General features: G+C 47.6%; 19 protein-coding genes and 2 tRNA genes. 1 reads left to right on the top strand and 20 read right to left on the bottom strand.

Annotation, left to right across the window (positions count from 1 at the left end; translation table 11 throughout):
- Positions 1 to 2: 2 nt before the first annotated feature.
- The 8 genes from Q0882_RS14675 to Q0882_RS14640 all read right to left on the bottom strand — a co-directional run bounded on the left by Q0882_RS14675 (position 3) and on the right by Q0882_RS14640 (position 6,726).
- Positions 3 to 76, bottom strand: a tRNA-Arg gene (locus Q0882_RS14675).
- Positions 77 to 85: 9 nt separating this feature from the next.
- Positions 86 to 175, bottom strand: a tRNA-Ser gene (locus tag Q0882_RS14670).
- Between the two features lie 59 nt (positions 176 to 234).
- Complete coding sequence (gene csrA / locus Q0882_RS14665) at positions 235 to 423, bottom strand: carbon storage regulator CsrA (RefSeq protein WP_299183145.1); 189 nt, start codon at positions 421 to 423, stop codon at positions 235 to 237.
- A gap of 148 nt (positions 424 to 571) precedes the next feature.
- On the bottom strand, positions 572 to 1,807 hold the full coding sequence (locus Q0882_RS14660) for an aspartate kinase (protein ID WP_299183142.1): 1,236 nt from the start codon (positions 1,805 to 1,807) through the stop codon (positions 572 to 574).
- 18 nt (positions 1,808 to 1,825) lie between these two features.
- Positions 1,826 to 4,381 (bottom strand): alanine--tRNA ligase, encoded by a 2,556-nt coding sequence (gene alaS, locus Q0882_RS14655; protein WP_299183156.1) that lies wholly within the window; start codon positions 4,379 to 4,381, stop codon positions 1,826 to 1,828.
- Between the two features lie 193 nt (positions 4,382 to 4,574).
- The gene (locus tag Q0882_RS14650) at positions 4,575 to 5,039 is read right to left on the bottom strand and encodes a regulatory protein RecX (RefSeq protein WP_299183138.1); all 465 of its coding nucleotides are present in this window, start codon (positions 5,037 to 5,039) and stop codon (positions 4,575 to 4,577) included.
- 68 nt (positions 5,040 to 5,107) lie between these two features.
- Positions 5,108 to 6,148: a recombinase RecA gene (gene recA, locus Q0882_RS14645; protein WP_299183135.1), complete on the bottom strand. Its 1,041-nt coding sequence runs from the start codon at positions 6,146 to 6,148 to the stop codon at positions 5,108 to 5,110.
- 89 nt (positions 6,149 to 6,237) lie between these two features.
- A complete protein-coding gene (locus tag Q0882_RS14640) occupies positions 6,238 to 6,726 on the bottom strand; it encodes a CinA family protein (protein WP_299183132.1) in 489 nt (162 codons plus the stop codon).
- A gap of 101 nt (positions 6,727 to 6,827) precedes the next feature.
- Between Q0882_RS14640 and mutS the strand changes: the two genes are divergently transcribed.
- Positions 6,828 to 9,392, top strand: a complete 2,565-nt coding sequence (mutS, locus tag Q0882_RS14635) for a DNA mismatch repair protein MutS (protein ID WP_299183129.1) — start codon at positions 6,828 to 6,830, stop codon at positions 9,390 to 9,392.
- 66 nt (positions 9,393 to 9,458) lie between these two features.
- On the opposite strand, the gene rpoS is transcribed toward mutS, so the two are convergent.
- The 12 genes from rpoS to dnaE form a co-directional block, all read right to left on the bottom strand.
- Entirely contained in the window at positions 9,459 to 10,472 is a 1,014-nt protein-coding gene (gene rpoS / locus Q0882_RS14630) for an RNA polymerase sigma factor RpoS (RefSeq protein WP_299183126.1), read from the bottom strand.
- A 63-nt stretch (positions 10,473 to 10,535) separates the two neighbouring features.
- Positions 10,536 to 11,378 (bottom strand): peptidoglycan DD-metalloendopeptidase family protein, encoded by an 843-nt coding sequence (locus Q0882_RS14625; RefSeq protein ID WP_299183123.1) that lies wholly within the window; start codon positions 11,376 to 11,378, stop codon positions 10,536 to 10,538.
- Between the two features lie 4 nt (positions 11,379 to 11,382).
- A complete protein-coding gene (locus tag Q0882_RS14620; protein ID WP_299183120.1) occupies positions 11,383 to 12,324 on the bottom strand; it encodes a DUF368 domain-containing protein in 942 nt (313 codons plus the stop codon).
- Positions 12,325 to 12,334: 10 nt separating this feature from the next.
- Complete coding sequence (locus Q0882_RS14615) at positions 12,335 to 12,973, bottom strand: protein-L-isoaspartate(D-aspartate) O-methyltransferase (RefSeq protein WP_299183154.1); 639 nt, start codon at positions 12,971 to 12,973, stop codon at positions 12,335 to 12,337.
- Positions 12,974 to 12,999: 26 nt separating this feature from the next.
- Entirely contained in the window at positions 13,000 to 13,749 is a 750-nt protein-coding gene (gene surE, locus Q0882_RS14610) for a 5'/3'-nucleotidase SurE (RefSeq protein ID WP_299183117.1), read from the bottom strand.
- Positions 13,750 to 14,793 carry a tRNA pseudouridine(13) synthase TruD gene (gene truD / locus Q0882_RS14605; protein WP_299183115.1) on the bottom strand — a complete coding sequence of 348 codons (1,044 nt, stop codon included), beginning with the start codon at positions 14,791 to 14,793 and terminating at the stop codon, positions 13,750 to 13,752. It lies immediately after the preceding gene.
- A gap of 6 nt (positions 14,794 to 14,799) precedes the next feature.
- Positions 14,800 to 15,087: a cell division protein FtsB gene (gene ftsB / locus Q0882_RS14600; RefSeq protein WP_299183112.1), complete on the bottom strand. Its 288-nt coding sequence runs from the start codon at positions 15,085 to 15,087 to the stop codon at positions 14,800 to 14,802.
- A gap of 66 nt (positions 15,088 to 15,153) precedes the next feature.
- A complete protein-coding gene (gene eno / locus Q0882_RS14595) occupies positions 15,154 to 16,449 on the bottom strand; it encodes a phosphopyruvate hydratase (RefSeq protein WP_299183109.1) in 1,296 nt (431 codons plus the stop codon).
- Between the two features lie 63 nt (positions 16,450 to 16,512).
- Positions 16,513 to 18,138, bottom strand: a complete 1,626-nt coding sequence (locus tag Q0882_RS14590; RefSeq protein WP_299183106.1) for a CTP synthase — start codon at positions 18,136 to 18,138, stop codon at positions 16,513 to 16,515.
- Positions 18,139 to 18,207: 69 nt separating this feature from the next.
- Entirely contained in the window at positions 18,208 to 19,554 is a 1,347-nt protein-coding gene (gene tilS / locus Q0882_RS14585; RefSeq protein ID WP_299183105.1) for a tRNA lysidine(34) synthetase TilS, read from the bottom strand.
- Positions 19,544 to 20,503: an acetyl-CoA carboxylase carboxyl transferase subunit alpha gene (gene accA / locus Q0882_RS14580; RefSeq protein ID WP_299183152.1), complete on the bottom strand. Its 960-nt coding sequence runs from the start codon at positions 20,501 to 20,503 to the stop codon at positions 19,544 to 19,546. Before accA ends, tilS begins: the two co-directional genes overlap by 11 nt.
- Before the next feature lie 67 nt (positions 20,504 to 20,570).
- Positions 20,571 to 24,062, bottom strand: coding sequence for a DNA polymerase III subunit alpha (gene dnaE / locus Q0882_RS14575; RefSeq protein ID WP_299183102.1), 3,492 nt, complete (start codon positions 24,060 to 24,062; stop codon positions 20,571 to 20,573).
- Positions 24,063 to 24,080: the final 18 nt, after the last annotated feature.

Here is a 24,080-nt window from a genome sequence, read left to right as displayed (position 1 = left end):
GGCGCGCCCGAGAGGATTCGAACCTCTGACCGCCTGGTTCGTAGCCAGGTACTCTATCCAGCTGAGCTACGGGCGCACATCAAAATGGCGGTGAGCGAGGGATTCGAACCCTCGATAGGGGTAAACCTATACGCCCTTAGCAGGGGCGCGCCTTCAGCCACTCGGCCAGCTCACCTAACAACGGCGCGTACTATACATAACTGATTTTCAAAAAGAAAGAAAAGATTTCAAAAATTACTCTTTATTCCCTTCTTCCGCTTTTTCGCGCTGAATTCGTTGATAGATTTCTTCACGATGCACAGATACATCTTTGGGTGCATTCACACCGATGCGAACCTGGTTACCTTTAACACCAAGAACTGTCACAGTGACATCATCACCGACCATAAGAGTTTCGCCGACGCGACGAGTAAGAATTAACATGATGTAGAATCTCCTTTGTACTTCCCAGGCTATCTGTAAAGACTCACAGATACTATACATACTGGCATTCATCCAAATCCTTGCCAGAACGCTGCCTATATAACTATAGCCACCCTAAATATAGACTAGCTTTTGATTGTAAGTTCAATTATTCACTAACTGAATCATTTACATCCATGTCAAACGCAGAATGCAAAGCACGCACAGCCAACTCGAGATATTTTTCAGCGATCACAACTGAGACTTTAATCTCGGATGTAGATATCATCTGAATATTAATATTTTCATCGGCGAGTGCGTCAAACATTTTGCTCGCCACACCTGCATGTGAACGCATCCCTACGCCCACGATTGATACTTTAGCGATTTTATTATCGCCAATAACTTCACGCGCCCCAAGCTCTTCAGCAACCTGAGACAGCACCTGCTCAGTCGCTTCGTAATCATTCCGATGGACGGTAAAGGTAAAATCCGTTGTATTATCTGCAGCAACATTCTGCACAATAACATCAACTTCAATATTTGCACGACTAACAGGACCTAATATTCTGGAAGCAACACCCGGAACATCCGGCACTCCCATCACGGTCAGTTTAGCTTCATCGCGATTGAAAGCGATACCAGAAATAACAGGTTTTTCCACAGCTGAATCATCCTCAATGGTAATCAGGGTTCCCGGACCATCCTCAAAACTCGACAGCACACGCAGGGGAACCTTATATTTACCCGCAAACTCTACCGCTCGGATCTGCAAAACTTTTGATCCAAGACTGGCCATCTCCAGCATCTCTTCAAAAGTAATGCGTTCCAATCTACGGGCTTCCTGTACAACTCGGGGATCCGTTGTATATACGCCATCAACATCAGTATAGATTTGGCACTCATCAGCTTTTAAGGCGGCTGCCAGAGCCACACCGGTCGTATCGGAACCACCCCGTCCAAGCGTGGTGATATTCCCTTCAGCATCAACACCCTGAAAACCAGCTACCACCACAACCCGCCCAGCTTGAAGGTCTGCCTGCATAGCTGTCACTTCAATATCCTGAATCCGAGCTTTGGTATGTGCGCTATCAGTCAAAATTTTGATCTGACTACCTGTATACGACCGGGCTGAGAGACCACGCTTATCTAATGCCATACATAGCAGAGCAATAGTGACCTGCTCACCCGTCGATACGAGCACATCCATCTCACGAGCATTAGGCTTATCCTGAATCCCCTTCGCAAGTCCGATAAGACGGTTAGTTTCACCACTCATGGCAGAGACTACAACAACAATATCATGCCCTTGCTGTTTAAATCTCTGCACCTTATCCGCAACCGCTTCTATACGATCGACTGTCCCAACAGAGGTACCACCGTATTTTTGTACGTAAAGCGCCATAACTGCTCCCTTTACAGTCTAAACTGCGGCTTTAACTAGCTCAGGCACGCTTTCAAGTGCAGCAGGCAACGCATTCAGGTCAGTACCACCACCCTGTGCGAAATCAGGCCGACCACCACCTTTACCGCCCAGTTTCGCTGTAAGATCTTTTATCAGGTCACCAGCACGCACGCAGCCTGTCAGATCTTTTGTGACCCCAGCTGCCAGAGCGATTTTATCATCCGCTACCGTCGCCAGAACCACAACACCACTGCCGAGCTTATTCTTCAGCTGATCAATCGTATCACGCAGTGCTTTAGCCTCAACGCCTTCCAGTTTTGCGGCCAGAACTTTTACGCCATTGACCTCAACCGCGCTGCTCAGCAGATCGGCTCCTTTTGCTGAAGCCAGCTTCGCCTTCATCTGTTCGAGCTCTTTCTCTAACTGGCGCGTTTTAGCTTGTTGATCCTGGAATTTCTGCACTAGCATCTCTTTTTGCTCAGCAAAATACTCCAATGCCCCTGCGCCTGTAACCGCTTCAACACGACGGATACCTGCAGCCACACCACCTTCTGACGTAATTTTCAGAAGTCCAATATCACCTGTTCTTTTTGCATGAGTACCACCACACAACTCAACAGAGAAATCGCCACCCATCGAAAGGACACGCACTACGTCATCATACTTTTCGCCAAAGAGCGCTGCTGCACCTTTTGCTTTAGCCGCATCAATATCCATGATCTCCGTAACCACTTCAGTATTGTTGCGAATCTGCTGATTGACCATACTTTCAACTGCTAAGATCTGCTCCGGTGTCATCGCTTCGAAGTGGGAGAAGTCAAAGCGCAGACGCTGATCATCATTTAGGGAGCCTTTCTGTTGAACATGTTCACCCAGCACAACACGCAATGCTTCGTGTAGCAGATGAGTTGCGGAATGGTTGAGTGCAATCGCTTTACGGCGCTGCGCATCCACCTGTGGAGCCACTTTCTCACCAACTCTCAGGGCACCTTTTTCTAAATGACCCTGATGAAGGTTATTTTTACCCTCTTTAGTACAGTTATTTACGGCAAAGATCGTACCTGATGCATTCAACGTACCGGTATCACCAACCTGACCACCGGACTCTGCATAAAATGGGGTTTCATCAAGAACAACCAGACCAGACTCACCTGCTTGCAGCGCGTTTACCGCTTCACCCTCTTTAAACAGAGCAACTACAGTGGATGCGTCACTTTCCAATAACTCATACCCGGTGAAACTGGTTTCGCCTTCCAACTTGATTGCATCATTATAATCGACATTAAACTTACCGGCGGCACGTGCTCGCTCACGCTGAGCTTCCATCTCCCGCTCGAAACCATCTTCATCGATCGTTAGCTCATGCTCACGAGCAACATCCGCAGTTAAGTCATGCGGGAAACCATAGGTATCGTATAGCTTGAATACGGTCTCACCTGGGATGACTGTGCCCTGCAAACTTTCGATAGCTTCGTGCAACAGACGCATACCGTGATCAAGCGTCTTAGCGAATTGCTCTTCCTCTTTCAGCAGCACTTTCTCTACCTGAGACTGCTTCTCTGAAAGCTCTGGATAAGCCTCTCCCATCTCTTTAACGAGTGCTGAAACCAACTGATTGAAGAAAGCACCCTGTGCACCCAGCTTGTTCCCATGGCGCACTGCACGGCGAATAATTCTGCGCAATACATATCCTGCACCTTCATTTGAAGGCAGCACCCCATCCACAATCAGAAAAGAACAGGAACGGATATGGTCAGCAATTACGCGAAGGGATTTGTTATCAAGATCAGCTGTTCCTACGGCTTCTGCCGTCGCTTTCAGCAGATTCTGGAACATATCAATTTCATAATTAGAGTGAACGTTTTGCATCACCGCAGCGATACGTTCAAGCCCCATACCTGTATCAACAGATGGCTTAGGCAGAGGCGTCATCTCTCCATCTGCGCTACGGTTGTATTGCATAAATACAACATTCCAGATCTCGATATAACGATCGCCATCTTCTTCAGGGCTGCCCGGAGGTCCACCCCAAACTTCCTCCCCATGATCAAAAAAGATCTCAGTACATGGACCACAGGGACCTGTGTCACCCATAGACCAGAAATTATCTTCATCCAATTTCGAGAAACGTTCTGGATCTACACCAATTTCCTCTTTCCAGATACGCTCTGCTTCATCATCAGAATGATGCACTGTTACCCACAAACGATCCTTTGGCAGGCCCAGAACCTCAGTTAAAAATGTCCAGGCAAAATTGATCGCATCCTGCTTGAAATAATCCCCGAAGCTGAAGTTGCCCAGCATCTCAAAAAATGTGTGATGACGTGCTGTATAACCAACATTTTCCAGGTCATTATGCTTACCACCAGCACGAACACAACGCTGCGAACTTGTGGCTCGTGTATAGTTACGCTTATCCGTACCCAGGAAAACATCCTTAAACTGAACCATGCCGGCATTGGTAAACATCAATGTCGGATCGTTCGCTGGAATCAGTGAACTACTTGCTACTATTTCGTGGCCCTGCTGTTTAAAGTAATCTAAAAAAGCCTGGCGAATTTCAGCACTTGTCATGTATTTCATTATATGAACCGTATGCGTATCCATTCTGGTAAAATAGCAACCCGACTTAACTATCGAACTGCCACATAAATCACCGCAATTTGGGGCGCAACATTATATATCGTGTGCGAAAATTGTTCGAATATTTTTGAATGGACGTCAGATACACCTTTATTTAGCCAGAGCTATACTCTTGTATAAGGGCTCATTCCTCTCCCTCCTGCTCCATCGCATATTTAATCTCATCCATTGAGTAGCCACGCTGCCCCATGAAACGAATCCGTTTTGCTTTTGCTTTAAAGTCCCCCCTTTCCAAGGGTGAAGAGTATTTACGTGCATATAACTCTTTTGCCTGTGCATACCAATCCAGATCCATCTCTTCCAAAATTTCGCTCAAGAGCGTATTACTAATCCCTTTCCTATTGAGATCGAATTTAACCCGGATTAGCCCATGCCCCTGCCCGACACGCATGCGAATAAAACTCTCTGTGAATCGTCGATCTGACTGATAGCCCTCCTCTTCAAGTTTGCTTAATACCCCGTCGACAAGTTCATCATCAGCCATCAGCCTTAATTTTTGTGATAATTCTCCTTGTGAATATTCTCTCCGTGCTAATAGATCTATCGCTTTATGCCAGATATCTCGCTCTGTAACGTCACGTTTACTCATCATCATATTCCAGATACAAAAAAGCCCCCGATATCGCTACCGGAGGCTTTTAAATTTCTTAACAACCATCAGATCAGGTCAAGGTTCTCAGACTCTTCTTCCGCAACAGCCTTGTCTGCAGGTGTTGATAACAGTCGGTTTCTCAACTCCGTTTCAATCTCATTAGCGATCTGCGGGTTCTCTTCCAGATACTTAGCCGCATTCGCTTTACCCTGCCCAATCTTATCCCCATTATAGGCATACCAGGCACCGGATTTATCAACCAATCCCTCTTTAACACCCAGATCAATCACTTCACCCATATGGTAGATACCCTGACCATACATAATCTGGAACTCAGCCTGTCTAAACGGTGGTGAAACTTTGTTCTTAACGACCTTCACTCGGGTCTCATTACCGACAACTTCATCCCCCTGCTTAACCGCGCCCGTACGGCGAATATCCAAACGGACAGATGAGTAGAATTTAAGAGCATTACCGCCGGTAGTAGTTTCTGGATTACCAAACATAACCCCTATTTTCATACGGATCTGATTGATAAATACCAATAGACAATTAGAATTCTTGACATTACCTGTCAGTTTTCGTAACGCTTGTGACATCAAACGAGCCTGCAGACCAACATGGGCATCGCCCATATCACCTTCGATCTCAGCTTTTGGTGTCAATGCGGCCACTGAGTCAACAATAATGACATCAACTGCACCAGAACGGACTAGCATATCGGTGATCTCAAGAGCCTGCTCACCTGTATCCGGCTGAGAAACTAACAGGCCATCAACATCAACTCCAAGCTTCTCTGCGTAGATAGGATCGAGTGCATGCTCCGCATCGACAAATGCACAGGTTTTACCCTGCTTCTGGGCTTCAGCAACTACCTGTAGTGTCAATGTTGTTTTACCAGAAGATTCCGGACCATAAATTTCCACGATACGTCCATAGGGCAAACCGCCTATACCCAAAGCGATATCCAAGCCTAATGAACCCGTCGATACAGATGGAATTGCTTCACGAGGCTGATCCCCCATACGCATCACTGCGCCTTTACCAAACTGTCGCTCAATCTGACTTAACGCTGCATCAAGTGCTTTTTTACGATTCGCGTCCATCTTCAACCCTGTACCATTAATTTATATTGTGGCGGAAAATACTGTATGTATGGACAGTATTATTTCACAAGATTTCTTGATTGCAACCCTCAACTGGATAAGTTCTGCAAAATTCCCTCAATCGCTGCGCTAACCGCTTGTTTTCTCACAGCTTCACGATCGCCATTAAATAAAAACTTTTCAGCCCGTGACGCTTTATCCCGTTCTGCCCACGCGATCCATACAGTCCCCACCGGTTTCTCATCACTACCACCCCCAGGGCCTGCTATCCCGCTGGTTGCAACACTGATCGATGCATCAGATGCCTGAATAACTCCTTCAGCCATCTCAATCACCACCTCTTCGGAAACCGCTCCACAATCCCTCAGCGTCGCCTCGTTAACGCCCAACATCCTTTTTTTTGATGCATTACTGTAGGTAACGAAGCCACACTCAAACCAAGCAGAGCTCCCAGCGAGAGAGGTCAGTGCTTGTGCGATCCATCCCCCAGTACACGATTCCGCTGTTCCTAAGACCTTATTATTGTTTATGAGCAAACGAGATATTGATTCCAGATTTTTATGACTAATCGACTCCATTTCGACGACCTATGTAACTCTCATTATTTACCGTACAATGCCTGATCTCATTACTGGAATACAGTTGTTTCAATCAACCATCGCTTAAGTACTGATTACCTATGTCTAAACAAAACACCTCTGGTCACACTCCAATGATGCAGCAATATCTGCGGATTAAAGCGCAACATCCAGACCAACTCGTGTTTTACCGGATGGGTGATTTTTATGAGCTTTTCTATGATGATGCAAAAAAGGCAGCCGAGCTGCTGGATATTTCACTGACAGCACGTGGAAAATCAGCGGGTGAGCCGATCCCCATGGCAGGCATCCCCTACCACGCAGCAGAAAATTACGTTGGCAAGATCGTACGGGCGGGCGAATCCGTTGTTATCTGTGAACAGATTGGGGACCCGGCTACCAGCAAAGGCCCTGTTGAAAGAGCTGTAGCACGCATCATCACACCTGGTACAGTCAGTGATGAAGCATTGCTGGATGAAAATCGCGACAACTTACTGGTTGCACTTAATCAACACGGCGATCACTTTGGTTTTGCCATTGTCGATATTGCATCAGGCCGATTCAGTCTGATGGAGGTTGATTGCCAAGATGCTCTTATCAGCGAGCTGGAACGCCTTCGCCCATCAGAAACTCTGTATAACGAAGATTCCCAACTGGCTAATATTCTGCAGAATCGTAAGGGACTTCGACCACAGGCACCTTGGCACTTTGAGGAAGACACGGCTCAAGACCTTCTCCGTCAGCAGTTCAAGGTAAAAGACCTCGCTGGCTTTGGTTGTGACCACCTAAGTATTGCGATCACTGCAGCTGGTTGCTTACTGCAATATGCCAAAGATACCCAGCGCACTGCCCTGCCTCATATTCGCAGAATTCAGATTGAACAGCATAATGACTGCGTAGCATTAGATGCTGCCACTCGCAAAAATCTTGAAATTGATCAAAACCTCTCCGGGGGTTTTGATAACACCCTAGCCAAAGTCATTGACAAATGTCGCACTCCTATGGGCAGCCGCTTACTTCGCCGATGGCTCCACAGACCTCTTCAGAACAGACCCACGCTCCTCGCACGCCAGGCATCCATTCATTGGTTGCAGGACTGCTATCGTTTCGAAGGGATACAAACATCACTAAAATCTATCGGTGACAGTGAGCGCATACTGGCCCGTATAGCACTCAGATCAGCTCGCCCAAGGGATCTAGAACGCCTCAAGAATGCGTTACAGACCTTACCTGACATACAGCAACAGATTTCTGAGACTGACGCTCCTCTGGTGGCCGAACTTGCCACTCAGATCTCTGAGTTCCCTGAACTGTCTGCCACGCTTTGCCGTGCCATCATCGACAATCCACCGGTCGTCATTCGCGACGGGGGGGTCATTGCGGAAGGCTATGATGATGAACTCGATGAGCTGCGCGGTATCAGCGAGAATGCCGGTGCCTATCTGATAGAACTGGAAAACCGCGAACGACAACGTACGGGTATAGCCACCCTAAAGGTTGGCTATAATCGCGTTCACGGCTACTTTATTGAAATTGGAAAGGCACAGAACGCAGACCTACCCGCCGAATACATTCGACGTCAAACTCTCAAAAATGCTGAACGTTACATCACCCCTGAGCTTAAAGAGTTTGAAGATAAAGCGCTTTCCGCCAAGAGCAGAGCTCTTGCCAGGGAGAAAGCACTATATGAAGCCCTGCTGGAAACACTTGCTCTGGAACTTCCAGCTCTACAGGATTCCGCAGCCGCGATTTCTGAATTGGACGTACTCTCCAATCTGGCTGAGCGTGCTGATACCCTCGATTATATTCCCCCGACACTCACGGAAGAGCCACAAATCAATATTCAGCGGGGCCGACACCCTGTTGTCGAAACCGTTCTAGATGATCCATTTGTTGCTAATGACCTGATCCTCGATAGTGAGCGCAAAATGCTAATCATTACAGGTCCAAATATGGGCGGTAAATCCACCTATATGAGACAAGCAGCACTCATAACTCTGCTTGCACATATTGGGAGCTACGTTCCAGCCTCCGCTGCAACGATCGGCATTGTGGATAAGATTTTCACCCGCATGGGCTCTTCTGATGACCTTGCAGGGGGGCGCTCAACTTTCATGGTCGAGATGACCGAGACTGCTAACATCATGCACAATGCCACAGAACGTAGCCTGGTGCTTATGGATGAAGTGGGTCGTGGTACCAGTACGTTCGACGGACTCTCCCTAGCCTGGGCATGCGCCGATAACCTCGCACGTGAGACACAATCCTTTACCCTGTTTGCTACCCACTATTTTGAACTCACAAGCCTTCCCGAACAGGTAAACGCGGTATATAACGTCCACCTAACAGCGGTTGAACATAATGACCACATAGTTTTCCTACATGAGATCAAAGAGGGACCAGCCAGTCAGAGCTATGGGCTGCAGGTTGCCCAACTAGCCGGCGTCCCCCCTCAGGTTATTCAACTCGCCAAGGCAAAACTGGTACAGCTTGAGCAGGAAGTTCCCATCGGCGCCCAGATGTCAACTCCTCCATCCCCGGTTCAAAACGATATGTTTGCATCTCCTGAACCTAAAGCGCTCAAAGCGTTAAGAAAAGCATCTCCAGATGACCTTAGCCCTCGCGAGGCTCTAGATCTTCTGTATCAGCTTAAAAGCTTACTCTAGGTTGTGAATGCCATAAAAAAACCGCCACTTGGCGGTTTTTTTATGCGACGGGATCGATACGCTCAGTTATTGCTGAAGCAGGTCTTCACCACTTAAGCCGTTTTTCTCGACTATATCACGCAGCTTACGTAAAGCTTCAACTTGAATCTGCCTCACACGCTCACGAGTAAGACCGATTTCACGACCCACGTCCTCCAGCGTACTCATCTCATAACCACGCAGGCCGAAACGCCTTGAAAGCACTTCAGCATGCTTCTCAGGCAACATATCCAGCCACTTATCGAGATTACCACTAATATTAGAGGTCTGAAGCAGCGTTTCAGGATCCGAAGAGACCGTATCAGGTATAGTATCGAGTAATGATTTATCCGAATCTTTACCCATCGGAGTATCAACCGAACTCACCCTTTCATTTAGGCCCAGCATCCGCTCAACATTTTCCACTGGCTTATCCACTAGCTCAGCGATCTCTTCCGGGGAGGGCTCATGATCAAGTTTCTGTGCTAGCTCCCTTGCCGCTCTTAGATAAACATTCAGCTCTTTAACTACATGAATCGGTAACCGAATTGTGCGGGTCTGATTCATAATCGCTCGCTCTATGGTCTGGCGAATCCACCAGGTAGCATAGGTTGAGAATCGGAAACCACGCTCAGGGTCAAATTTCTCAACGGCCCGAATAAGACCAAGGTTTCCCTCTTCAATAAGATCAAGCAACGTCAGACCACGGTTAATATAACGACGAGCGATCTTCACCACTAAACGGAGATTACTCTCAATCATTCGTTTACGTGCAGCTTCATCACCTTTGAGCGCAAGACGTGAGAAATAAACCTCCTCTTCTGCACTTAGCAGAGGAGAGAAGCCGATCTCATTCAGATAGAGCTGCGTGGCATCAAGGTTCTTCGCATTGATCAGATCCTTATGCGCCATACTGCCCCGGCCTCGGCCACTGTTCAGAAACTCAGGATTTTTATCTGAAGATTTGGTTTTAACTTCATCATCAGATTCCTTGTCCAGCTCTTCGCTTTTCAAGGTAACTTCCTGCATTTCCGTATTGCAGTCGTTATCAATATTTTCCATTACCCGTTCCCTTAACCAAAATCTGCTCAAGCATTCTGAATTTATTATTGTTATACGTTGTTATTATCTTTTCGGCAGAAACCTCAGCGGGTTGATAGGTTTGCCGTCCCGCCGAATTTCAAAATGCAACATGACTCTATCAGCCCCACTGCGCCCCATTTCGGCGATCTTCTGCCCTGACTTAACCATATCATTTTCTTTAACCAAAACTCGACTATTATGTGCGTAAGCGCTTAAATACTGCCGACTATGCTCTACGATCACCAAATTCCCATACCCTAACAATCCATTTCCAGCATAAACAACTCTACCATTCGCAGAGGCCTTGACTGGGCTTCCCAAACTGCCCGCCAAATTAATACCTTTATTCACCTTACCTTTAGTTTTAAAAGAGGCAATCACTCTTCCTGAAGCCGGCCATTGCCATACTATTGGTCCAGCAGCCTTCACTACAGAGGTTTTACGGACCGGAGCTGGTTTTGGGTTAGCGGGTTTAGGCTTTTCTACCACAGGCTTTGCCGTCCGATTAGTATCATTTTTTATAGAAGGCTTGGCCTGTTGAAATTTACGGCTCGAGGTGATCACTGGGGAGGGCGCCTTGATAGACGCATCCCGTACAATCGATTCAGAATTCGCTGATGGGGAGTTTGATTTTAGTTTAAGTCGCTGGCCTGGATAGATGCTGTAACTACGCGAGATACCATTTTGGGCTGCTAAAGCACGGTAATCCAGCCCATAACGGAAAGCGATTGAGTAAAGGGTATCGCCTTTACGCACCACATAGGTGTCAGGTCTAGGTTGTGAAGCGGTCGATAGTGAGCGGTCACTGACCGGAGCATAGGTTTTCCCCCCACACCCGACCAGAAGAACTACAATTCCAACTAAGGCAACGCCTCTGAAACTCACTAAACTATACCTCGGACCTCCGGCCCACCTGCTCAATAATTAATACTAAACCGGCTCCAACTAACATCAACCCCACAGCATATAACAAAAAAGAGGGCTGCCCGGTCATCGTTTCAAAAGAAAAGGGCGATATATTCTCCTGCACCAGAGGAACCTGATCACCATGCCGGTTGATCGTATATGCAGTGGTATATTTCCAGGGCCAGACCTTGTTGAGTGATCCCAGCATAAAACCACCTAATAGTGCCAGGGTGGTTGCCTTAAACGAGCTGAACATCCAACTCAGCACTCTGGAAAAGCTTAACAGGCCCATCACACAGCCGGCAGCAAAGAGCGTCAACGTCAGCAGTTCAATATTTTTGATAGCCATCAAGATCGGTGCATACATCCCCAGTAGAAGTAGGATAAAGCTTCCGGAAATACCTGGCAGGATCATCGCGCAGATGGCCACCATTCCTGATAGAAAAATAAATAGCGGAGTAGCTTCAATAGAGGTCGGAGAGATCGAAGTGATCAGGTACGCAGATATCGTCCCCACAAGAAAAGCAGTCAAACGATTACTATCCCAATGATCAATATGCCGACATACAGACCAGACAGACGCCGCAATCAAGCCAAAGAAAAACGACCACAGCAGTTCAGGATATTCAGCCAACCAAAACAGCACCACCCGCGCGATTGTCAGCAAACTAAAGAGAATCCCCAAGAGCAGTGTCAGCAGAAATGTACCATTAATGTGCTGCCATGCCGCAGCTACACCTTTAGTCAGCAGTACTTTTACGGCCTCAGGCCCACACTGTTTGAGGGAGTGAATAAGCTCCTCATAGATCCCCGTCATGAAAGCTATCGTACCACCTGAAACGCCAGGCACGGCATCCGCAGCTCCCATCATCATCCCTTTCCCTGCCAGCGCGAGATAATCACGCAACGATCTCCCAGATTCCATCAACGCTCCATCACCTTACTGTCCCACTCAACAAAGGTACAAACTTTACACATTCCAGCACCTCTGTTGAGAAAGATGTCTCTGTTTCTCGAATAACTAACTTAAGTTCCTGATTATCACTCCCGCCAACGGGGATGATCAACCGCCCACCAATAGCGAGTTGCTGTTTCAGTTCTTCTGGCACCTCTTCCGGAGCACAGGCTGCCAGGATACCGTCAAATGGTGCTTTTGCAGCCCACCCCATACCGCCATCAGTATGCTTGAGATTCACATTCCTCAAGCCAATCATTTTCAGTCGCTGACGGGCTTTATCCTGCAAAGGCTTAATACGCTCTACAGAAAACAGCTCACCTACCAGCGGTGCAAGTATGGACGTTTGGTAGCCAGAACCTGTTCCGACTTCAAGCACTCTCTTAAGAGGACCTTCTGCAAGAAGGCTTTCCGTCATTCGCGCCACAATGAAGGGCTGAGAAATTGTCTGATTAAAACCGATAGGCAGCGCTGTATCTTCATATGCCCGATGGGAAAGCGCCTCATCTATAAAAATATGACGCGGTGTCTTACGGATCACATCCAACACTTTCTCATCTTTGATCCCCTGCTCACGCAAGCGATTTACCAGACGATCTCGAGTACGTTGCGAAGTCATACCGATTCCGCGTAATTGCTGATCGTTCAAAAACTACTCTCCAACCAATCGCCTACATGATCCATACCCGGGTACTGAGTCATATCAGTGTGCAGCGGGGTGATCGATACACAGCCTTCATTCAAGGCAAAAAAATCGGTGCCTGGGCCTGCATCTGCAGCCGTTCCAGCTCCGGCAATCCAATAACGCACACGCCCTCTCGGGTCCTCGGTTTCCATCGGCTTATCTGCACAGTTGCGATGTCCTAATCGCGTAACATGTACCCCGGAAAACTGTTCATAGTCGCTGTCTGGAACATTCACATTGAGGACCGTGCGTGGCGCTATATTGAGCTTATGAATATTCTGAACCAGATCCTTTGCAACCAATGCAGCGGATTCATAGCATTGCGGATGAAAACTGCCCGATGAGATGGCAAGTGAGGGATAACGCAGATGCCGCCCCTCCATTGCCGCTGCAACAGTCCCCGAATAGATCACATCGTCACCCAGGTTTGGTCCGGCATTTATGCCAGACACAACGATATCAGGCTCCAGCCCAAAGATACCGGAACTGCCAAGATGAACACAGTCTGTTGGCGTGCCATTAATACTAATAAAGCCATTCTCATGAGTAAACGTTTCCAGCGGACGATCCAACGTCAACGAGTTACTTGCGCCACTGCGATTTCTATCTGGAGCGACCACCAGAATTTCACCCAGATCAGCCAAGGCATTTGCCAGAGCAACCAGGCCCGGAGCATAAACACCATCATCATTGGAAATTAAAATTTTCATTTAATCGCTCTTTTCCGGTTGGCCATACTGACAGACCTCTCTTAAAACACTGGTAGCAAATGCACCAGATGGTAGTGAAAACTCCAACCAGCATTCACTGTCATTAATAACTTTTGCTTTAAAATTTGCTGGTTTTAATCTGAGCGCACGGCGCTCCTGTTTCAGCGAAAGTGTCTCGAGAAGCTCACCGATAGTCTGCCATTCTGAAAGCTGCTTCCTCTCCCACTGCTCTGCAGCAGCAACCGGCAGCATCTCACCTCGTCCCCACATTGGCCCGGTCAAATGAATATCCCCCTGCCTTAGGCGAGCAAGCAAATCATCAGTAGCCACCTCTTCAACAAAACAGCTTTGGGTGCCGGCTAGCATAAGCGCATCACCATTAAGCAGACGATCCCAGATTCCTTCCGAGATACGACAAGACAATATCTGATTAAACAACCAGGAACGTACCGCAGAGATATAGAGCCCTTTTTTATTACGCTGGCGCTCTTCAATCTCCCCTCTAAGCAACGCAATACCCTTATTCAGGTTGCCAAAATCATTCCCAAAACGCTGTTCACCAAAATAGTTAGGACACCCGCCTTCAGCTACATTAGCTACACGTGCCAGCAACGCTTTCATATTTTCAACCTGGCGTAGCCGCAGTTTAAAACGATTCCCCTGCAAGGCCCCCAACCTGAGTTTACGAGGGTGTCTGACAGACTTCAGCACTTCAATGCTGTCACCTCCAAACAGCTTCCAATTTAGATTGCGTTTAATTGGAAACTTAACGCAGAACCACTGCTCGGTTACTGCATGGCGGTCTTTCTTACCAGCATAACTGACATCTCTAGGGCTCACCTGGGCAAAATTGGCCAGCTGGCGCGCTACCCAATCAGTATTTTCTCCACATTTACGAATATAGAGAAATACATGCTCCCCCTGCCCTTCCGGCTCAAAGCCGAGTTCCTCCACAACCTGAAAATCTTCAGGTAGGGTTCGTATTTGTGCTTTGGCTTCAGGCTCTCCATACAGATAGGAGAAATTGGTCGGTAACGCGTTCACGCTTAGTTACTTCTCTTTAACAGGTTGGACTAACTGGTAGAAGGTTTCACCCTCTTTTATCATCCCGAGTTCGCTTCGGGCACGCTCCTCAAGCGCGGAGAGCCCTGTTTTCAAATCCTGAACCTCTGCATTGAGTTCGCTATTACGCAGATTGAGCTCTTGATTTATCTCTTTTTGCAGCTCAATTTTCGTATTCAGATCCCAAATATCGCGCAGGTTGGTTTCCCCAAACCACAAACGATATTGTAATCCGATGATTAAGAAGATGAGTAAAGCGATCAGCCAACGATACATATTAGTCATATAAAAAGGGGGCTATTAAAGCCCCCTTTTTATATCAGAGATTAGCAAGCCAGACTATTAACCCTGACCTTTAATTTCAGATAATCCATTATAAACAGCAGCATCCGCCAACTCCTCTTCAATACGGAGTAAACGATTGTACTTAGCTACACGATCAGAGCGGCAAAGAGAACCGGTTTTAATCTGTCCCGCGGCAGTACCCACTGCAAGATCAGCAATGAAAGTATCTTCTGTTTCACCCGAACGATGCGAGATAACCGCTGTAAAACCTGCATCTTTTGCCATCTTAATCGCATCCAGCGTTTCAGACAGAGAGCCAATCTGGTTGAACTTGATCAGAATGGAGTTACCAATGCTCTGCTCAATGCCACGACTCAGAATTTTGGTATTTGTTACAAACAGGTCATCTCCAACCAACTGAACCTTCTCACCGATCTTCTTAGTCAGGTATGCCCAACCATCCCAATCGGATTCATCCAGACCATCTTCGATAGATACAATCGGATAGTTCTCAGTAAGATCTGCAAGATAGTCGCCAAACCCTTCCGCATCGAAGACTTTACCTTCACCGGAAAGGTCGTATTTGCCATCTTTATAGAACTCAGATGCTGCACAATCAAGCGCCAAAGTTACATCTTTACCCAGTTCATAACCCGCATTGGAGATAGCTTCTTTGATTACAACCAACGCTTCTTCGTTTGAAGCCAGGTTAGGCGCAAAGCCGCCTTCATCACCTACGGCCGTATTAAGACCCTTAGCTTTAAGAACCGCTTTCAATGCATGAAAGATTTCTGCACCGCAACGCAGACCTTCAGAGAATTTATCAAAGTTTACAGGCTGTACCATGAACTCCTGGATATCGACATTGTTATCCGCGTGTTCACCGCCATTCAGAATATTCATCATTGGTACAGGCAGCGTAAACTGACCAGCAGTACCATTGATTTCTGCGATATGGGCATACAGTGGGATCCCTTTTTCGATAGAAGCTGCTTTAGCCGCCGCAAGAGATACCGCCAGGATAGCGTTAGCACCCAGAGTTTCTTTATTCTCCGTACCATCCAGCTCCAGCATTTTGTTATCCAATGCACGCTGATCTGTTGCGTCCATACCGATCAGGGCTTCACGGATCGTATTGTTAACCGCAGCAACCGCTTTCTGTACACCTTTACCTAGGTAACGGCTTTTATCACCATCACGCAACTCCAGCGCTTCACGTGAACCAGTGGATGCACCCGAAGGTGCGCAAGCTGAACCAACAACGCCGGATGCCAGAATAACATCAGCTTCAACTGTTGGGTTACCACGAGAATCCAGTACTTCGCGGGCTTTGATATCAGAGATCTGTGCCATGGGTAATAACTCCAGAATTTTTTTGTTCTGGGGGCTGCGCACCCCCAATCCATAAATCGTTTTCTATTTGGCTTGCTGATCCAGCGCAGCCTGAATAAATCCAGTGAACAGTCCGTGACCATCACGTGGAGTCGAAGTAAATTCGGGGTGGAACTGGCAGGCAACGAACCAAGGATGGTCTGCCACTTCAACAACTTCAACCAGCTCACCATCAACAGAACGACCAGAGATTCGCAGACCTGCGTCTTTCAGACGCTCCACATAGTTGTTGTTGACTTCATAACGGTGACGATGACGCTCAGTTATCTCTGTACTACCGTATGCAGTCGCCGCAGTAGAGCCCTCTGCAAGGTGACAGATCTGTGCACCCAGACGCATAGTTCCGCCCAGATCATCTTTCTCACCACGGGTTTCAACATCACCCTCGGTAGTTGTCCATTCAGTAATCAATCCAACTACCGGATGTTCTGCCTCAGCATTAAACTCTGAAGATGTAGCCCCTTCGATGCCTGCGACATTACGTGCAAATTCGATAACTGCCACCTGCATACCCAGACAGATACCCAGGTAAGGCACTTTATTTTCACGCGCATAACGAACAGCATTGATTTTGCCTTCCACACCGCGCTCACCAAAGCCACCCGGCACCAGAATCGCGCTCATACCATCGAGAAGTTCAACACCTTCACGCTCAATCCTTTCAGAATCGATACATTCAATGCGGACTTTTTTCTTCAGCGCAATACCAGCATGAGAGATCGCCTCAATCAAAGACTTATATGCATCAAGCAGCTCCATGTATTTGCCAACCATGGCAATTCTCACTTCGCCTTCAGGATTCAGATGCGCATCCGCGACCCGATCCCACTCATCCAGATCGGCTTCAGAACAGTCCAAATTGAAGCGCTCAACTACAATGTCATCCAATCCCTGATTAGATAGCATACGCGGAATGTTGTATATCGTATCTGCATCGGGTAGCGAAACAACTGCTCGCTCCTCAACGTTAGTGAACAAAGACAACTTCCGACGAGATGAGTCAGGCAGTGGGAAATCAGAACGACATACCAGAATATCTGGCTGAATACCGATCGAACGCAACTCCTTCACAGAGTGCTGGGACGGTTTTGTCTTAATTTCACCCGCCGTCGCAATGTAGGGCACCAGCGTCAGGTGCATAAACATCGCGCGAGATGATCCCAGTTCAGCTTTCAGCTGCCTAACCGCTTCCATAAACGGCAAGGATTCAATATCACCTACTGTACCGCCAATCTCTACCAGCGCTACATCAGCATCACCTGCACCTTCAATAACACGACGCTTAATTTCATCGGTGATATGCGGGATAACCTGAACGGTTCCGCCCAGATAATCACCGCGACGCTCTTTGCGCAGAACATGCTGGTAGATTCGACCTGCAGTGAAGTTGTTACGTTTACTCATGGTCGTACGAATAAAACGCTCGTAGTGGCCAAGGTCGAGGTCAGTTTCCGCACCATCCTCTGTAACAAAAACTTCACCGTGCTGAATGGGGCTCATAGTCCCTGGATCCACATTGATATAGGGATCCAGTTTCAACATAGTTACTTTCAGCCTTCTGGCTTCCAAAATGGCAGCCAAAGAAGCGGATGCGATGCCTTTGCCCAAAGAGGACACAACACCGCCTGTGACGAAGATATATCGCGTCATGCAGAACCTGTTTGATCGTGTTTAATGCGAGGAAAATTTAAGATCGAGATGGCGCTACAGCTTACCAAATCAGGCGCTGTCAGACAATGAAAAGGGACGCCATAAAAGCGAAAAACCTAACTTTTCTGCACTCCCGTCCTCGCTGGTGCAGATACCAGGAATTGCAACCAGTTTTTCATCATGAAATAGCAGCGGCCAATTTGATCTCTGCCAGGGAGGAACTTTAGCCTCCTGTAGTATTTTTTTAACCGTTGAACTCCCTGTACACCCAACAGGATGACATCTCTCCCCCCCCTTGCGACGAACAATTTTTAGCTCGCCTTTGATCTCCTGACTGCACCCTTTCCGGATAAACTCAAGGACTCCATCACCCAACGAGGTAACCCCCACCTCGTCTCCATTCAGTAGCAGCTCTGATGTATGCATAATGTGAGGTCTCACAAGATACAAAACATCATTAAAACGACGCAATTCAACCTCAGAAAGTTGATAGAGGGGGCTGGCAGAGTCACCCGCATCAATCACGCTGCGTTTTATCTCTGATAACTGCATCTGATTAACCCGCATCTCTAGCGTCCGATAAATCCAGTGCCGTAACAACTCATCCTGTCGAGTAAGTGGTAACGCTCTCCACGCCGCTATCTCAAACCGATCCCGGCTCGGAGAACATAAACGCAGATCACCATCCAGATAATCTTCTAACAATGCGGTAGTTGAACGCATGATTTCAGCACTGCTCTGCCACTGCCTGGCTACGTTAGGCCAACGCTCTTTAATGAGCGGCAATACGCTTAACCGCAGAAAGTTTCTATCGTAATCCAACGCTGCATTACTGGGATCATGAATGTGATTTAGCTGCAGACCTGTAACACTTTTCTCCAACATCTTTCGGGGACATGTCAACAGAGGACGTAACAGATATCCTTTCCCCAACTTCCGTGAAACGGGAATACCTTGCAGACCCGCGATACCACTCCCTCTTAAAAAACGAAAGAGCAACGTTTCCGCCTGATCATCCAGATGATGCCCTAGCAATAGCACATCGCCAGATTCCATGACCGATTCGAATGCTTCATAACGCACCCTACGGGCCGCTTCTTCAGAGTTTTTTTCGGGTGTCACATCCCTCAGGATAAAGCTGAGTCCATTCGTCTCAGCTTGCTGGCGGGAGAATTTCGCCCAAGCCGCAGCTTCCGGTTGTAGATTATGATTAACATGAATAACAACCACCTGCTGCTTAGGTAGCAGATTTACGGCGAGATGTAACAGGAACTGGGAATCAAGACCACCGCTGTGAGCAACTAGCCAGCGCTTAACTGTTTTTTTAGGGAAGGAAGCTAAAAAATCAGATGTGAGCGCCAGGAAATGACGCTCACACTGTTCTATGGCAGTTGCAGAGGCTGGATTATGCCTCACCACCAAATCCGTAGGACATCAGACGCTTATAACGGCGCTCCAGCAAATCATCCAAGGAAAGCTCATTCAACTTTCCTAGGGTTTCTGATAACTGCCGTTTAAGATTAGCAGCCGTCAATGCTGGATCACGGTGCGCTCCACCTAAAGGTTCGCTAACAATCTGATCGACCAGACCCAGCTCGTGCAAACGCTCAGATGTAATTCCCATCGCTTTAGCCGCATCGGCCGCACGCTCAGCACTCTTCCATAAGATAGAAGCACAGCCTTCAGGCGAGATCACAGAATAGGTGGAGTAGCTCATCATCATAAGCTCATCACACACGCCTATCGCCAGTGCACCACCAGAACCACCTTCACCGATAACCGTTGAGATGATAGGTGTTTTCAGCTGAGACATTTTTGCTAGGTTGAATGCGATCGCTTCAGACTGACCTCGCTCTTCAGCATCAATCCCAGGATACGCACCCGGCGTGTCGATGAAGGTAAAAATCGGCATCTTAAAACGCTCAGCCATCTCCATCATACGCAAAGCTTTGCGGTATCCTTCTGGGCGAGGCATACCAAAATTACGTTTCTGACGCTCATGCACCCCACGTCCCTTCTGATGCCCCAATACCATAACCGGCTCATCATCCAAACGTGCGATACCACCGATAATCGCCTGATCATCAGCAAAGTGACGGTCACCATGAACCTCATCAAACTCTTCAAATATATAGTCGATGTAGTCCTGAGTGTATGGTCGCTGAGGATGACGCGCTAACTGTGATACTTGCCATGCAGACAGATCAGAAAAAATAGACTCGGTCAGGCTGCGGCTTTTATCTTCCAGACGCGCGATCTCATCGGAAATATTCAGATCTGCTGAATCTCCTACGAGACGTAGCTCTTCAATTTTCGCCTGCAACTCAGCAATTGGTTGTTCAAAATCCAGATAGTTCGGATTCATATGACTCATCTATTCATTAGTGAAAAAATTGTGCAAAGTGTACCTTTTTGGCGCTTTAAGAACCAGCCTAATAAGTCAGACTCACCGCATCACTGCCAAATCGTTCCATCAAGGCGATAAGAAGATCGTCACTGGCTTCAACCTGCCAGCCTTCACCCAAAGACAAGGTTGCCTCAGCATCGGGTCTGCAGTATCGCAACCTGAGCGGCAGTGAACCATCCCCACGGAAGTCACTTATGAGCCCCTCAAATTCCTTCAGTCTGCGACCTGAAAAATGAGATTCCTCACACTTAACCAAAACACCCGATGCATACTGAGCTCTAGCCTGCGGAATGCTCAGTACTTTGCTGACTCTCACTTTCATACCGCCTGAGTAATGATCTTCAGCAACTTCACCTTCAACAACCAGTACAGCATCTTTATGTACCTGTTCTCGGACAGCATCATAGGTATCGCCAAAAAGTGTTACATCAATACGTGCACTGCGATCATCAAGCGTAACAAAACAGAGGTTATCCCCTTTTTTGGTTTTCTTTAAACGCATATCAACGACCAGACCCGCCATTTTCTGGGTTTGCCCTCGTGCTGGCTGCAGCTCAACTATCCGCTTACTGATGAAATGACGTAGCTCAGATTCATACTCATCAATCGGATGACCTGTCAGATAGAGTCCGAGAGTATCTTTTTCACCGGCAAGACGCTCTTTATCGGTCCATGATCGTACTTTTCTGTAATCCTCGTAAGAGCAACGCTCGGATTCCGCCTCCACTTCTCCGAATAGATCAAACATCCCGGAGTCCTGATTTTTGGCAGCTTGATCAGCCGCCTTCAATGCATCTGGAATCGCATCCCATAAAACGGCACGCTCTGCACCTAAGTTATCTAAAGCACCTGATCTAACAAGCGCTTCAAGAACGCGTTTATTCAGCCTTTTAGCACCAACACGTTCACAAAAGTCAAACAGATCATTAAAACTACCACCCTCAGCCCGCGCCGATACAATCGCCTCTATAGGGCCCTCTCCAACACCTTTAATCGCCCCCAGGCCGTAGACAATCACCCCCTCATCATTAACAGTGAACATATACTCGCCACTGTTCACATCAGGAAGTGCGGGTGGAATCCCCATCTGCCGGCACTCTTCGATAAAGATGACGACCTTGTCTGTATTCTGCATATCTGACGACATAACCGCCGCCATGAAGGGTGCCGGGTAATGCGCTTTTAACCATGCGGTCTGATAGGAAACTAATGCATAGGCAGCAGAGTGTGATTTGTTGAATCCGTATCCGGCAAACTTCTCTACAAGATCAAAGATATTACCCGCCAGGTCTTTATCGATCCCATTATTTTCAGATCCTTCCAGGAAAGAGGCCCTCTGCTTTGCCATCTCTTCCGGTTTCTTCTTACCCATGGCCCGGCGCAACATATCAGCACCACCCAAGGTATAACCTGCCATGACCTGTGCGATCTGCATGACCTGTTCCTGATAAAGAATAATACCGTAGGTCGGCTCAAGAACAGGCTGTAGAGAATCTAACTGGTAATCAGGGTGCGGCCATGCCATCTCGGCCCGACCATGCTTACGATTAATGAAGTCATCTACCATGCCTGATTGCAGGGGACCCGGCCTGAATAGCGCTACCAGTGCAACAATATCTTCAAAACGTGAAGGAAGAAGACGTCGGACCAGATCTTTCATTCCACTGGATTCCAGCTGGAATACCGCAGTTGTTTCCGCAGACTGCAAAAGATCAAAAGTTTTTTTGTCTTCAAGATCGATAAGAGCAATATCGATCGGCTCCTCTCCCTCCTTGGCACGAATCTTATTGACCGTATCCAGCGCCCAATCAATGATTGTCAGTGTTCTAAGTCCAAGGAAGTCGAACTTCACCAAGCCAGCTTCTTCTACATCCCCTTTATCGAACTGAGTCACCAGCCCGTTTCCTTCTTCATCACAGTATGTAGCTGCGAAGTCCGTTAGCTTTGTGGGTGCAATCACTACCCCACCCGCATGCTTACCAACGTTGCGCGTCACCCCTTCAAGTTTGTACGCCATCTCCATGATCTCCTGTGCTTCAGCACTGGAGTTCACAAAATCACTCAGCATGGGCTCCTGTTCCATGGCCTTCTTTAGAGTGATGCCCACTTCAAAGGGGATCAATTTTGAAAGACGGTCAGCTAAACCAAATGGTTTCCCCTGCACACGCGCGACATCACGAACAACCGCTTTAGCGGCCATCGTTCCGAAGGTTACAATCTGGGAAACCGCATCACGCCCGTAGGTTCGTGCAACATAATCAATAACCTTGTCACGATTATCCATGCAGAAATCGATATCAAAATCTGGCATCGAGACACGTTCGGGGTTCAGGAATCGTTCAAACAGCAGATCATATTCCAACGGATCAAGATCGGTAATTTTTTGGGCATAAGCAACTAATGAGCCCGCACCGGAACCACGACCGGGGCCCACAGGAACTCCATTTTCCTTACCCCATTTGATGAAATCCATCACTATCAAGAAATAGCCTGGGAAACCCATCTGAATAATGATGTCCAGTTCAAACTCAAGCCGATCAATATACAGTTGCCGCTTAGCCTGATAGTCAGGATCATCTCTATCCAGAAGTATGGAAAGACGCTCTTCTAACCCATCGAAGGATACCTTCCTAAAATAATCATCCATCAACATCCCCGCAGGGATCGGATACTTAGGCAGGTAATAGGTGCCTATCTCAATCTCTATATTGCAGCGTTTAGCAATCTCTACACTGTTTTGAACTGCGCTGGGAATATCCCTAAAGAGCTCCGCCATCTCTTCTTGAGTTCGGAAGTACTGCTGATCACTATACTCTTTCGGTCTGGATGGATCTTCAAGCGCTCTTCCCTGGTTGATACACACCCGAACTTCATGTGCTTCAAAGTCTCTCTGTTTTACAAACATGACTTCGTTTGTAGCCACAACGGGACAGTTATACTGTTTAGCCAGATCAACAGAGCTATGAACGACCTGCTCATCACCAGACCGCCCTGTGCGTTGGACTTCCAGATAAAAACTATCCTTGAAAACGCCCATCCAGCGCTGCAGCACCTCACCGGCACGATCGTTATTAGCCAGAATTGACCGTCCAACTTCGCCACTCTTGGCACCAGATAAGGCGATCAACCCTGCTGACTTAGCTTCAACCCATTCAGGCTTAACCAATGCCATATCCGGAATAATATTCTGCCCCTCAGCATAAGCCTGTGAGATTAACTCCATCAGGTTCAGGTAGCCTTCCGCATTACGGACAAGCAAAGTCAATCTATAGGGTTCGCCCCCTGCTTCGTCGGTATTCTCAACCCAGAGATCACTACCACAGATTGGTTTGATACCGCTGCCAGTTGCCGCTTTAAAGAATTTTACCAATCCAAAAAAATTGGTCTGATCGGTCATTCCAACGGCAGGCATTGAGTTTTCTTTGGCCGCGGAGATAAGCTCTTTGACGCGCACCAAACCATCAACCAATGAAAATTCAGTATGGACACGCAGATGGACAAACTTAGGATCAGACATGCGAGAAATGCTTCAGTT

Origin of the sequence: uncultured Neptuniibacter sp., assembly GCF_947498015.1 — a bacterium.
In the GTDB taxonomy this organism is placed as follows: Bacteria; Pseudomonadota; Gammaproteobacteria; order Pseudomonadales; family Balneatricaceae; genus Neptuniibacter.
The sequence above is the reverse complement of the archived record's forward strand: the minus strand, read 5'-3'. Positions and strand labels throughout refer to the sequence as shown.